Raw genomic sequence first — 13,435 nt, 5'->3', positions numbered from 1 at the left:
GACCTGGAGCGCCCCGGTTCCGGTCGGGGCGCCCCAGGGGTTCATCCCACCCGCACCTTGCCCTTCGGCACCAGATGCCGGGTGACGAGTTCGTCGCGGACGAGGCCCGCGTAGGCCGTCGCACCGCGCACGGAGGTGTGCGTGTTGTCCCGCGCCTCGTTGTAGAGGTACAGCGCCTTGGAGCCTTCCACGCCGAGGGACTCCACCAGCGCCTTGGTCTTCGCCGTGAGGTCGATCAGCGGGACGTCACGCGCCGCGGCGACCGAGCGGGTGACGGCCGGGTGGTCGACACCGAGGCCGTTGACCAGGAGCGCGGTTCCGTTGTTCAGGGTGCCGTCCGGGTTGAACCAGCGCCGCACGATGGGAGTGACAAGGACCGGCTGTCCGCGCCGCTCCCGGACGCCTGCGACCAGGGTCTCCAGGTTGGCCCGGTAGGTGGCCTCGTCCGTGGTCTTGTCGTTGTGCGCGAGCTGGACGAGAACCAGATCGCCAGGGCGGATCAGGGGCCGTACGGTGGCCCACAGCTGCGGGTTCCCCAGATACGAGACCGTACTCTCCCCGGAATCGGCGTAGTTGGCGACGGACACGCCCTTGCGGAGGTACTGGGGAAGCTGCTGGCCCCAGCCGGAGTACGGGTCGCCGGGCTGGTCGCAGACGGTGGAGTCGCCGACCAGGAAGATCTGGCGGGCGTGACGGGCGCGGGTGACCTCGATGCCGGCGAGGGCCGGGGCGGAGCCGCCGATCCGCAGGTCGAGGCCGGGGGTGCCGTCAGGGCCGGTCGGCTCGCCCTCGGGGGTGCGGACGTTCACCGTGAAGCTGCGGGTGATCCGCTCGCCGGCCGGTGCGGCCGTCTCCGGGAGCAGGGAGCGGCGGGTCTCACCGCCGACGCTCGTGCTGGACGCCGCCTTCCCGCCGAGTGTGACCCGTACGTCGTACGTGCCCGGCGGGACGTCGAAGTGGCAGGTGCCGGCGGCGCATCGGGCGAGCCCCGAACCCTTGCCCGCCTCGCCCGCGTGGGCGGGTACGGACGACAACGCGGTACCCAGGGTCACCGCCGCCACGACGGCAATGCTGAAACGTCTCACTCCGGGCTCCTCCCAGCGCACGACAAGACCTGGACGGGGACCGTACCGCTCCGGACAAGCGCTTTCTAGACCCCGAGCAGCATTCACCAGATCTCCGGCCGCGCATCCGTGAAAGCCCTTTCGCGAAATCGATTCAACTGTCACTCTCGCTCCCACCGCATTCCCCCCACCTTCCGCGGGAGGCACCCCCATGCCCGGAGCCATGAACAGACCGGTCGGCCGCCGCACCGTCGTCCTCGCCGCCACCGCCGGTGCCGTCGGCGCGGCCCTCGGCCGACCGGCGCACGCCGCCGGTTTTGGCTACACCGACGACGGCGCGCACTACGTCGTCGACACCGGCGCCCAGCTGGTCTTCAAGGTCGCCAAGTCCACCGGCGACCTGACCTCCCTGGTCTACCGGGGCACGGAGTACCAGGGCTACGGCGGCCAGAACTCGCACATCGAGTCCGGCCTCGGCGCCTCCACCGTGAGCATCAGGCAGTCCGGTTCCACCATCCTGATCTCCGTCACGCACGGCACGCTGAAGCACTACTACGCGGCCCGCAGCGGCGAGAACAACGTCTACCTGTGGACCCACAAGGCCGACACCTCCGTCTCGGCCACCCGGTACATCGTGCGCGTGAAGAAGGGCGCGTTCCTCAACGACGAGCCCGACTCCTACACGTACGCGCCGACCACCATCGAGGCCTCGGACGTCTTCCGGAAGTCCGACGGCCAGACCCGGTCCAAGCACTACTCCAAGCGGCGCGTCATGGACTACGACCACGTCGGGTGGTCCGCCGGCGGCGTCGGCCTGTGGATGGTGCGCAGCAATCACGAGAAGGCCTCCGGCGGCCCCTTCTACCGCTCCCTGCTGCGCCACCAGAGCGCGGACGGCGGCGGCCTCTACGAGATCCTCTACTACGGCCAGAACCAGACCGAGCCGCAGCGCTTCGGCCTCCAGGGGCCGTACGTCATCGCCTTCACGGACGGCGGGGCACCCTCCTCCGCGCTGTACCCGGGCACGCTGACCACGCCGTGGGCCGATTCGCTCGGCATCGCGGGGTACGTGCCGGCGAGCGGCCGGGGCGAGGTGGCCGGTGTCGGGATCTCCGGGCGGAACACGGCCTACCCGTACACCGTCGCAATCGCCAACCCGTCGGCGCAGTACTGGGGTGCGGCGCGCTCCTCGGACGGCTACTTCTCCTTGTCCGGGGTGCTGCCGGGGACGTACACGCTGACGGTCTTCAAGGGTGAACTGGCGGTGCACACCACGTCGGTGAGCGTGTCGGCGGGCGGCACGACGACCCTGAACACGATCGCGATCCCCTCCTCCAACGACCCGTCCACCGCGGGCGCGATCTGGCGGATCGGCGACTGGAACGGCACGCCGGGCGGGTTCAAGAACGCGGACCTGATGACGTACGCGCATCCGTCCGACGCACGGGCCGCGTCCTGGACCGGGAACGTGGTCGTCGGCAGCGGCGAGACGGCGGCCTTCCCCTGCTACCTCTGGAAGGACGTCAACAGCGGGATCCTGGTGTACTTCCGGCTGACGGCGGCCCAGGCGGCCGCCGCGCACAACCTGCGCATCGGCGTGACGACGGCGTACGCGAACGGCCGGCCCCAGGTCACCGTCAACGACGCCTGGACCTCGCCGATCCCCGCCCCGCCCACCCAGCCGGACACCCGGTCGCTGACCAACGGTTCCTACCGCGGCAACAACCACACGTTCACGTACAGCGTCCCGGCGTCCGCCTGGAGGGCGGACACGAGTCAGTACAACGTGCTCAGGATCGACGTGGTGAGCGGGTCGGGGGCGAGCGGGTTCCTCAGCGCGGGGACGGCGATCGACGCGATCGACCTGCTGGCCTGAGGACCCTCAGGACCGTCCGGGGTGTCATGTCCCGCGCGTCCACTGCTGGTTGGTGCCTCCGTTGCACGTGTACGTGATGAGCGCGGCGCCGTTGGCGGTGGACGCGCCGTTCACGTCGAGGCACTCGCCGCTCGCGCGGGACTTGACGTTCACGTACGAGCCGGTGGTGGTCAGCGACCACTGCTGGCTCGTCGCGGAGGAGGCGCAGTTCTCCTGCGTGACCGTGCTCGCGTTCTCCTGCACGCACAGACTGCTGTTTCTGACCATCAGTTGGTAGTAACCGCTTCCGACGGACTTGAACCAGTACTTCTGGTTGTCGCCGCCGTTGCAGTCGTACTGCTTGAGCTGGGCGCCCGCCCAGAGCGACTGGCTCGTCACGTCCGCGCACTTGGAGGAGTGGCGGGCGATCAGCGTGTTGTACGTGGCGCTCGTGCCGGAGACAGTCCCGGCGGCCGTGTCGATGGTGAGCTCCGGGGACCAGGACATGGACATCGTGGTCGAGTTGGAGAAGGTCAGCGGCAGCCACACGTACCGCGAGTCGTTGACCGTCCCGCTGAAGGAGTTGCCCCAGCGGTCGCCCATGTACAGGTACGAGGTGCCCGAGCTGCCCTGCACCGGCAGGACGTAGGCGGTCTGTGAACCGTACGTCGTCGAGTCGCCGATGTTCTTCATGGCCGACCAGGGGCCGGCGATGCTGGTGGCCGTGGCGTACTGCTGCTGGTTGGGGTTCCAGCCCGTGGCGCCCGAGGTCAGCATGAAGTACACGCCGTTCCGCTTGAACAGCGCCGGGGCCTCGCGGTGGCCGCCGGGCCAGGGGTTGGCGACCAGGCTCGCGATGCCGGTGTAGTCGGCGGTGAGGCGGTAGATCTGGAGGTCGTAGTTCTCGCGGGCGGCGGAGATCATGTAGCCGGCGCCGTCGGTGTCCACGAAGACCGTGATGTCGCGGGACATGTGCTGGCCGAGCGGCCGGAAGCTGCCCTTCCAGGTGTAGTCGCCGTCGACGGTGTCGGAGACGGCGACGGCCGCGCGGGCCTCGCTGTAGTCGGTGCCGTTCTCCTTGTGCATCCACATCACGAACTTGCCGGTGGAGGCGTTGTACATGACCTTCGGCCGCTCGATGTTGGCGGTCGCGAGCTCCGGGGCGCTGGCCTCGGTCAGGACGTGGTTGCGGAACTCCCAGTTCTTCAGGTCGGTCGAGCGGTAGGCGTCGACGTAGCGGAATGTGTTGTCGGCGTTGCGGTGCTCGCCGAACCAGTAGTAGTAGGTGCCGACCTTGAGGACGCCGCCGCCGTGCGCGTGGACGGGGCTGCCCGAGGTGTCCGTGAACTGGGTGCCGTTGGTGATGGTCTGGGGCGCGGCCTGGGCGGGCCCGCCGGTGGCGAGGGCTCCGAACAGGCCCAGGCACAGGGCGAGGAGGGTCGCGTACGCACGTCTCATGTCAGTCACTCACCTTCACCGAGTCGGCGACCGGGACGCCGAAGTCGGGAGTGCCGTCGCGCTTCCAGCCGAGTTTCTGGACGCGGGTGTGGCGGTTGGGGTCGTTCAGGGGATCCCCGTTGATCTCCTTGTACTGGCGGGCGTGGTAGACGAGGACGTCGGTGCGGCCGTCCTCGGCGACGGTGAAGCAGTTGTGGCCGGGGCCGTACTGCTTGGTCGTGTCGTTGCTGGTGAAGACCGGAGTCGGCGACTTGGTCCAGCTCAGGGGGTCCAGGAGGTGGCTGTCGGCGTCGGCGGTCAGCAGGCCCACGCAGTAGTTGAAGTCGGTGGCGCTGGCCGAGTACGTCATGAAGAGGCGGCCGTTGCGCTTGAGGACGTACGGGCCCTCGTTGACCTTGAAGCCGATGCACTCCCAGTCGTACTCGGGGGTGGAGAGCCGCACCTGCGGGCCCTTGAGGGTCCACGGGTTCGCCATCTCCGAGAGGAAGATGCCGGTGTTGTTGTCCAGTCCGGGCTCGTGCTGGGCCCAGGCGAGGTAGCGCTTGCCCCGGTGGGTGAAGGTGGTGGCGTCCAGGGAGAAGGTTTCCCAGGCCGTCTTGACCTGGCCCCTCTCCACCCAGGTGCCCTTGAAGGGGTTGGGGTGGGCGTTCTCCAGCACCCATATGCGGATCGCCCAGACGTCCTCGGCGGGCGCGGAGGCGAAGTAGATGTACCACTTGCCGCCGATGCGGTGCAGTTCGGGCGCCCAGATGTGGGCGCCCATGGGGCCCGTGGCGTGGGCGCGCCAGATGACGGACTCGTCCGCCGTGCCGAGGCCGCCCAGGGTGCGGGAGCGGCGCAGGATGATGCGGTCGTACTCGGGGGCGGTGGCGGTGAAGTAGTAGAAACCGTCCTTGTGCCGGTGGATGTGCGGGTCGGCGCGGTTGCGGACGAGCGGGTTCACGAAGGGGGCCGGCTTGGGGCGCCCGGCGGGTGTTACGGCAGCGGTTTCTGCCTGGGGCGCCGCCTGGGCGACGCCGGGGAGGGCGGGGACGGCGGCCAGGGCACCGGCGGCTGCGGCGCCCTTCAGCAACAGTCTGCGGCTGGGGGGTTCGGGCAGAGCGTGGTCGCGGTCGCGGCTCATGCGGAGGGGCCTGCCTCTCACTGGGGGACACACGGCGTTGTCGTCCGATGTGGGGTACGAGATTTCGAACACCATCTGTCATTACGAACGCCGAAAAGGTAAGGGGGTGGCACGGGGAGGTCAACGGGTCTGACGGGACGAACCCCGCCCGGCCGGTTTCCGAAACGGCGGATGCCGATTTTCTGTTATCGGCGGGGACCTGGCCCGTCTCCGGTGATGTGCGCAGCCTCACCCACACCACAGCAGCGGCCGCGGGCGTCCTCGCGGCGGTCGCTTCCCTGGTCACCGCTCCCTCGGCGGTGGCCGCCGGAGCCCGGGACGTCACGTCCGACGTGCTGGCCGGCCGGGACGTGACGCTCGGCGGCGACACCGTCGTCACCGTGCCGCCCGGAACGACGACGTACGACGGCGTGTTCCGCGGCGAGGGCACACTCACGGTGCGCGGCAGCGGGACGCTGATCCTCACCAGGGACAGCGACTTCACACTCCCCGCGTCCCGGCAGCGGCAGCGGGTGGGGACGCCTGGCGGCAATCACCCCTACGTCACGGTCACCCGGCCCGACCCCCCTGCGGTCACGGTCGAGCGCGGCGCGACGCTCCAGTACGGCGACGGCGGGACGACCGGCCTGATCGGCCACTTCCCGTACAACACCCCGGCGTTCCGCCTCAACCAGGACAACATCCGGGTCGACGGCACCCTCCGCCTCTCCCTCAAGAGCGCCTACAACCTGGGCACGATCAGCGGCTCGGGCCTGATCACGCAGCCCAGGTTCCTCTGGGGCACCTGGGACCTGTCCGGCACCCACTCCTTCTCCGGGGTGATCGACAACGGCACGCAGGCCAACGCCGGGCGGCCCGAGTACGCCACGTCGCTCCCACGCGTCCGCAAAATCCTCAACCAGGGCACCTGGACGGTCGACACCCCGCTGGGCCGGACCGTCACCATGGGCATGGACTTCTACCAGCGCGAGTACGGCAGCGACATCAACGTCCAGTCCCGGCCGGGCGGCAAGGTGGTGCTGACCGGCCAGTACAGCTGGTCGGACCGGGGCGGCGACACCGACCCGTCGCTCAGCGACCCGGCCCTCAACTGGACGCCCGCCCGCAAGAACGTCAACAAGCGCGGCACCAACATCAAGGGCGCGAACGTCCAGTGGGGCGACGGCACAACCGACCGGATCTTCATGCCCGGCACCGCCGAGACGGTCTACATCAACCTCCTGGCGGCCCGCTCACGCTCCCGGCTCACCTTCGACTACAACGGCCCGGTGACGCTCGGCGCCCCCATCGGCGGCGGCAGATTCCACGACACCCTGTCGGCCCCCGGCGCCGGCGACATCGTCATCGCGGGCACCCCCGGCAACGACGTGACCTTCGCGGCCGTCCAGTACTACGACGGCTCCACGACGGTCGAGAAGGGCGCGGTCCTGCGCCTGGGCAGCGGCGAACGGGGCGGCGACGGCGGCCTGTACACGGGCGGCACCCACTACCGGCTCGTCAACGACGGCTCCCTGATCCTGCGCAACACCAGCAGGCCCCTCACCCTGTCCCGCATCGACGGCAGCGGCTCCCTCACACAGTCGGGTACCGCCACGACGACCCTGACGGGCGGGGCGGTGACGTACACCGGGCCGACCACGGTCTCGCGAGGCACCCTCGCGCTGCGCGGCGGAGCCACACTGGCGCACAGCAGGTCGATCCGGCTCACCTCCGCCGGGGCCAGGCTGGACGCGGGCCGGTCGGGCCTGCGCGTGGAGACCACACTCACCGGCAAGGGCACGGTGAGCGGCACGGTCACCAACCACGGCACGGTCACGACGGGCCTCACCGTCAACGGCCCCTACACCCAGACCCCGAAGGGCTCACTGGTCCTGCGGGACAGGCCGCTGACAGCGACGGGCCGGGTCCGGCTGGCCGGGGCCCTGGACGCCTCGGCCGTGTCCGGGGCCGCTCGTGAGATCACCGTGCTCGATCACAAGGGCGAGGCCAGGACCTCGGGAACCTTCACCGGCTTGAAGGAAGGCGCCCGCCTGAAACTCGCCGGCACGACTTACCGCATCAGTTACCGGGGCGGCGACGGCAACGACGTCGTCCTCACGCCCGACCGCGCTCCGGGCCCGTCCCCCACCGCCTCCGCGCCATCCGCCGTGACTCCCCGCAGCGCAGGCGCCTCGGAACACGCCGGCTTCGGCTGGTGGCCCTACGCCCTCGGCTCCGCCCTGGTCATCAGCCTCGCGGTACCGGTCGCGGCGCGACGGGGCCGGGGTGGTCGCGGCCGTGGGCGGCACGCGGGCCGCGTGCGTCAGTGACCCGCCCCGGCGATCACAGCTCGGACTCGCCCCACACCGGCACGCCCACCTCGTCCCCCACCGCGACCCTGCCGGGCCGCAGTACCGCGTACTTCGTGCCGAAGGCGACTCCGCCCTGAGCCGCGCGGCGGCATCCGGCGAGGGTGCGCAGGGGTTCCGGGCCTGCTCGGGTGCCGGACTGCTGGTCGACCAGGGTGACCGCGCAGCGGATGGCGAGTTTGGCGTAGCCCAGCTCCGTGTCGCCGATGCGGAGGCGGTGGGCGCGGTCCTCCGTGTGGGGGTCGTCCCAGCCGTCGATGACGACGTTGGGGCGGAAGCGGTCGAGAGGGAGGGGGTGGGCGCCGCGGGCGGTCAGCTCGCTGTTGAGAAGGTCGAGGGTGGAGCGGGAGATGATGTGCAGGGCGCAGCTGTCGGCGTAGCCGGAGGTGCCCGGTGTCCGACCGTCGGTCACCCGGTCGTGTTCCGGCGGGACCCGTACCAGACGGCTCCGTGCGCCGAGCACGCCCGAGAGCCAGTCAGCTGCCTCGTCGCCCTGGTCGATGCCCCGGTAAGCGGTTCCGAACAGATCCACCTTCCGGCGGGTGCCGGAGGTGTCCACCCGGAGGTGGAGGGACTCGGCGCCGGGTGCGGTGAGCGTGAGGTGGTCGCCGTCGGGTGTGATGAGAGGGCGGATGACGGCCAGCAGCGGATCGCGGCGCTGCGTCCGGTACACGCCCTCCTCGCTGACGACCATGAAGCTGCGGTCGTGCGCCAGTCCGGCCGGGGTCAGCGGCGCCTCCCGTACCGACGTCCCGGCGCAGCCCTTGACGGGGTAGTACGACAGCTCGACGACTCGGGCCATGACCTTCCGTTCCGCGGTTCAGCGGCCGCTCGGGGCTTCGGGGAAGCCGAGCCGGGGAGCGAGCAGGCGTGCCTCCGCTGCCCACTCGGCCAGGTACGCCAGGGCCAGGCCCCGTTCCCGGTAGCGGAGTTCGGCCGGTACGGTGCCCTGGCCGCCGTAGGCCACCTGTTCCTCGTCCGCGCGGGCCAGCATCAGTGCCGTGAGCCAGTCGTACTTCACCGCGGAGGCGCACACGCCGAGTCGTACGAGGTGTTCGTCTCCGCGCCAGCCGCTCTCGCGCAGTCCGTGCACGTAGGCGTCGTACGCCGCCTTGGCCAGGCCCGGCAGGTCGGCGGCGGGGACGAACAGGTCGAAGACGCAGTCGGGCAGGTAGTTGCCGAGGTCCTCGCCGAGGGCGCCGTCGCCGGTGAACGCCCAGTCGAGCAGGACGCCGTCGCCGGGGCCGTCGGAGCGGACGTTCGCCGGCCACTGGTCGAGGTGGCAGAGGGTGCGGGGCAGCGACTCCATGACCGTGAGGAACCACTCGCGGTCGTGGTGGAGGCGGACCATGTCCTCGCGCAAGCCGGGCGGGAAGTGCCGCCGGATCAGAGGGTGCTGCCAGGCCTCGTCGTCGTCGAGCAGGGCCTGGCCCGTCGTCTTCCCCGACGTGTAGTCCCGCAGGAAGCCCTGCGACAGCCACGGAGCGTCCTCCCCCGCGCCGACCGCGCCCTGCGCTGCGCCCAGGCGGTGGGCGTGGTCGATGTGGCGGGTGAGGGACCAGGTGGTCGCCGGTTCGCCCGGCGCCTCCTCCAGCCACAACGCCACGTCACCGTCCGGGCGTTCGGCGCACTCCAGCAGCCGGGGTGCCCGGATGCCGTGCCGCTGCCAGACCTGGGCGAGCCCGGACCGGTAGACGTACGCCTCGCGGCGCCAGAAGTTCCAGTGCCGCGGGTCGTTGGACGCCGACCAGGCGACCCCGGTCTCCTTCGTCCGCGTCAGCACCTTCAGGACGGCCGAGCGGTCCCCGCCGGTGACCCGCCACACCCCGGCCGTGACGCCGTTCGACGGGTTGTGCGTGAGCGGCTCGAACACCGCCTTTTCCGCCGGGACTCCCAGGATTTCACGTACTTCGGCATGCGCTGCAGCGACCTCGGGCATCCCCCGATGCTATGCCGAGACCCCGTCCCTGTCCTTGCGTCCCCGCAGCCACACGTACACCGGGATCCCGGCGAAGAGGAAGAGCACGCCTTGGTAGACGGCCGCGTACCCGGCACCGGCGATCAGCCAGAAAGAGAACCCGAAGGAGAGGACGGCGACCGTCAGGTCCCGGGCGAGCCCTGCGGGCCGGACGCGGTCGCGGGTGCCGCGGGCCAGCCAGTACAGCTGGGCCGCCGCCGACAGCAGGTACGGCACGCAGCCGGTGAACGTGGTGATCAGCACGAGGACGCGGAACGTGGTGTCCGGGCCGGCCGTGTAGTTGAGGGCGATGAGCAGCGAGCCGAGGATCACGCAGGCCCACACCCCGAAGCCGGGCACGCCACCCTTGCCCAGCCGCGCGAACGGGGCCGGGAAGAGGCCGTCGCGGGCTGCGGCGTACGGCATCTGCGCGGCCATGAGGATCCAGCCGTTGAGGCAGCCGGTGATCGAGGCGACCGCGACCAGGGCGATGACGGTGCCGCCCCAGCCGGCGCCGGTGATCGCGTTCACCGCGTCGGCGAAGGGGGCGCCCGAGTCGACGAGCCGGTCGTGCGGGACCAGGCCGAACACGGCGACCGTACCGAGGATGTACACCAGGGCCGAGGCCAGCGTGCCCAGGACGCTCGCCCGGCCGACCGTGCGCTCGGGGTCGCGGACCTCGCCGGCGCTGACCGCGGCCGACTCGACCCCGAGGAAGCTGTAGAGCAGCAGCGCGGCGGAGGCGGCCAGCGCACCGGAGACGCTCTGGCCGGAGGCGTTGAACGGGCCGAAGTTGTCCGCGTCGACGAAGAACAGCCCGATGGTGGCGAGCAGGAGCAGGGGTACGAACTTCAGGATCGTGGAGACGACCTGCACCGTGCCGACCCAGCGCGTGCCCGCGAAGTTCGCCGCGGCCGGCAGCCAGAGGGCGGCCAGGGCGACGACGGCCTGGAGGGCGTGATTGCCGTGCAGGGGTATCAGGACGTCGACGTAGCCGACGACCGCGACGGCCAGGGCGGCGATGCTGACCCAGCACATCGTCCAGTACGACCAGGCCGACAGGAACCCGGCGAACTCGCCGAAGGCGTCCCGCGGGTAGATGTAGAGCCCGCCGGTGACGGGGCTGCGCCGGGCCAGCCTGCCGAAGAGCAGCGCGAGCAACACCGCGCCGACCGAGAGCACGACGAACGCGAGCAGGCTGACCGTGCCGTAGGGGGCGACGGTGGCGGGCAGGGCGAAGATGCCGCCGCCGATGATGTTGCCCATGACGAGGGCCGTGGCGGCGGCGAGGCCGAAGGTGCGGCGAGGAGCGGGCGCCGGGGCCGGCTCGACGGGTTCGGCGGCCTCGGCGGGGCTGGGGACGGTCATGGGCGTTCCTGACGAGCGGAGAGGGGGGAGGGCCGTGATCGTAACCCGCCGTCCCACATGTTGGGCGACCTGTTCATGCACTGGACACACTCGGCTGGGGTCCGTCGCCGGTTCTCGACTACCGTCGTCGGCATGACCAGCACCCTCACCCTCGCCGAAGCCCTCGCCGCCGGGACGGTCGTCCTGGACGGCGGCATGTCCAACCAGCTCGAGTCGGCCGGGCACGACCTGAGCGACGAGCTGTGGTCGGCGCGGCTGCTCGCGGAACAGCCGGAGGCGATCACCGAGGCGCATCTCGCCTACTTCCGGGCGGGTGCGGATGTGGCGATCACGGCCAGCTACCAGGCCACGTTCGAGGGCTTCGCCAAGCGCGGGATCAGCCATGACCGGGCGGCCGAACTCATGGCGCTGAGCGTGGAGTCGGCCCGGGAAGCGGCCCGGCGGGCGCGTGTCCCGCGGCCGTTGTGGGTGGCGGCCTCGGCTGGCCCCTACGGGGCGATGCTCGCGGACGGCTCCGAGTACCGGGGGCGCTACGGCCTCACGGTCGACGAACTGGAGCGCTTCCACCGCCCCCGCCTGGAGGTGCTGGCCGCCGCCCGCCCCGACGTGCTCGCGCTGGAGACGGTCCCCGACGCCGACGAGGCCACCGCCCTGCTGCGGGCGGTGCGCGGGCTCGGAGTACCGGCCTGGCTGACGTACTCCGTCGCCGGTGGCCGCACGCGCGCCGGGCAGCCGCTGGAGGAGGCCTTCGCCCTGGCCGCCGACGCGGACGAGGTGATCGCGGTCGGGGTGAACTGCTGCGCTCCGCAGGACTTGGACGGCGCGGCCGCGACGGCGGCGCGGGTCACCGGCAAGCCGGTCGTCGTCTACCCCAACAGCGGCGAGACCTGGGACGCCGACGCCCGCGGCTGGACCGGCCGCTCCACCTTCACCGCCGACCAGGTGAAGGGCTGGCAGCAGTCCGGCGCCCGCCTGATCGGCGGCTGCTGCCGGGTGGGGCCGGAGGCGATCTCGGGCATCGCGGGGGCACTGGGAGCGGCGTAGCGCGACGGTAGCCCCGCACCGCCCGGCAGTCCGCGCACACCCCTCCTCCGCCCCGCCCGCCACTGCTAGCCTCCGTCATGGGAACCGGTTGCTACGGCGTTGCCGCAGTTCCCGAGGGGGTGGGCGCGGACCGGTGCCCGGAGAGACGAGGCAGGCATGACGAGGAAGAGCGGGGACGCGAGCCGCAGCACCATCCGGGACGTGGCGGCGCGCGCGGGGGTCTCCGCGTCGACGGTGTCCCGGGTGCTGGGCGGCGCGTATCCGGTGAGCGCGGCGACGCGCGGGCGCGTGATGCGGGCGGTCCGTGAGCTGGACTACGTGGCCGACGCCCGGGCGAAGGCGATCGCCGGAGTCGGCACGCCCACCCTCGCCTTCGTCCTGGAGGACATCACCGGCCCCTCGTTCGCGCACATGGCCCACGGCGTCGAACGCGAGGCGACCCGCCTCGGCCACCTCTGCCTGGTGTGCAGCACGGAGGGCGACGTCCGGCACGAGCTGGAGTTCGTCGAGATGATGCGCGCCCAGCGGGCCGCCGCCGTGATCCTGGTCGGCGGCACGGCCGACACCCCCGAGTACCGCGAACGCACCCACCGCATGGCCGACTCCCTCGCCTCGGCCGGCTCCCGGCTGGTCCTCTGCGGCCGGCCGCCGCTGGACCCGGGCGCCCCGGTGACGGTCATCGAGTACGACAACGAGGGCGGCGCCCACACCCTGGTCGCCCACGTGCTCGCGCAGGGCCACCGCCGGGTGCTGTTCCTCGGCGGCCGGGCGGACCACACCACGGCCCTGGGCCGCGAACGCGGCTACCTCGCCGCGCACCGGGCCCGGGGCCTGACCCCGGACCCGTCCCTCGTCCTGCACGGCGACTTCACCCGCGACGCGGGCCACCGCCTCATGCAGCAAGCGCTCAAGGACGACCTCGACTTCACGGCGGTGGTGGCCGCCACGGACATGGTCGCGGCGGGTGCCCTCACCGCCCTGCACGAGGCGGGCCTGAAGGTGCCGGACGACGTCTCCCTCGCCGGCTACGACGACATCCCCTTCGCCCGTGACCTGCACCCCGCCCTGACGACGGTCCACGTCCCCTACGAGGAACTCGGCCGCCTCGCCGTCCGCACGGCTCTGGAGCACACCCCGGGCGCCCCGGACGAACACCTGCTGCTGGGCACGCACGTCGTCGTACGCGACTCGGTGGGACCTCCGCCGGCCCACTAGTAC

The 13,435-nt window shown here is 71.5% G+C and carries 10 protein-coding genes; 4 read left to right on the top strand and 6 right to left on the bottom strand.

From position 1 onward, the window contains the following. Window positions 1-41 precede the first annotated feature (41 nt). The gene (locus CEB94_RS31850; RefSeq protein ID WP_175435464.1) at window positions 42-1,085 is read right to left on the bottom strand and encodes a rhamnogalacturonan acetylesterase; all 1,044 of its coding nucleotides are present in this window, start codon (window positions 1,083-1,085) and stop codon (window positions 42-44) included. Between the two features lie 190 nt (window positions 1,086-1,275). Here CEB94_RS31850 and CEB94_RS31845 point away from each other — a divergent pair, with 190 nt between their 5' ends. Beyond that, on the top strand, window positions 1,276-2,940 hold the full coding sequence (locus CEB94_RS31845; protein WP_175435463.1) for a rhamnogalacturonan lyase B N-terminal domain-containing protein: 1,665 nt from the start codon (window positions 1,276-1,278) through the stop codon (window positions 2,938-2,940). A 24-nt stretch (window positions 2,941-2,964) separates the two neighbouring features. Here CEB94_RS31845 and CEB94_RS31840 read toward each other — a convergent pair whose 3' ends face one another. Both CEB94_RS31840 and CEB94_RS31835 read right to left on the bottom strand, forming a co-directional pair. Further along, the gene (locus CEB94_RS31840; RefSeq protein WP_175435462.1) at window positions 2,965-4,377 is read right to left on the bottom strand and encodes an RICIN domain-containing protein; all 1,413 of its coding nucleotides are present in this window, start codon (window positions 4,375-4,377) and stop codon (window positions 2,965-2,967) included. 1 nt (window position 4,378) lies between these two features. Beyond that, on the bottom strand, window positions 4,379-5,500 hold the full coding sequence (locus tag CEB94_RS31835) for a glycoside hydrolase family 43 protein (RefSeq protein ID WP_175435461.1): 1,122 nt from the start codon (window positions 5,498-5,500) through the stop codon (window positions 4,379-4,381). A 218-nt stretch (window positions 5,501-5,718) separates the two neighbouring features. Between CEB94_RS31835 and CEB94_RS31830 the strand changes: the two genes are divergently transcribed. Next, entirely contained in the window at window positions 5,719-7,809 is a 2,091-nt protein-coding gene (locus CEB94_RS31830) for an autotransporter (protein WP_175435460.1), read from the top strand. Between the two features lie 13 nt (window positions 7,810-7,822). On the opposite strand, the gene CEB94_RS31825 is transcribed toward CEB94_RS31830, so the two are convergent. The 3 genes from CEB94_RS31825 to CEB94_RS31815 are packed head-to-tail and all read right to left on the bottom strand — an operon-like array spanning window position 7,823 to window position 11,173. After that, window positions 7,823-8,650, bottom strand: a complete 828-nt coding sequence (locus CEB94_RS31825; RefSeq protein ID WP_175435459.1) for an MOSC domain-containing protein — start codon at window positions 8,648-8,650, stop codon at window positions 7,823-7,825. A gap of 18 nt (window positions 8,651-8,668) precedes the next feature. Beyond that, entirely contained in the window at window positions 8,669-9,787 is a 1,119-nt protein-coding gene (locus CEB94_RS31820) for an aminoglycoside phosphotransferase (protein WP_175435458.1), read from the bottom strand. Between the two features lie 9 nt (window positions 9,788-9,796). Continuing rightward, a complete protein-coding gene (locus tag CEB94_RS31815; RefSeq protein WP_175435457.1) occupies window positions 9,797-11,173 on the bottom strand; it encodes an amino acid permease in 1,377 nt (458 codons plus the stop codon). A gap of 132 nt (window positions 11,174-11,305) precedes the next feature. Between CEB94_RS31815 and mmuM the strand changes: the two genes are divergently transcribed. Both mmuM and CEB94_RS31805 read left to right on the top strand, forming a co-directional pair. Further along, window positions 11,306-12,217, top strand: a complete 912-nt coding sequence (gene mmuM / locus CEB94_RS31810; RefSeq protein ID WP_175435456.1) for a homocysteine S-methyltransferase — start codon at window positions 11,306-11,308, stop codon at window positions 12,215-12,217. Between the two features lie 156 nt (window positions 12,218-12,373). Then, window positions 12,374-13,432 (top strand): LacI family DNA-binding transcriptional regulator, encoded by a 1,059-nt coding sequence (locus CEB94_RS31805; RefSeq protein WP_175435455.1) that lies wholly within the window; start codon window positions 12,374-12,376, stop codon window positions 13,430-13,432. Window positions 13,433-13,435 lie beyond the last annotated feature (3 nt).

It is taken from the genome of Streptomyces hawaiiensis, assembly GCF_004803895.1.
GTDB classification, from domain to species: domain Bacteria; phylum Actinomycetota; class Actinomycetes; order Streptomycetales; family Streptomycetaceae; genus Streptomyces; species Streptomyces hawaiiensis.
The sequence above is the reverse complement of the archived record's forward strand: the minus strand, read 5'-3'. Positions and strand labels throughout refer to the sequence as shown.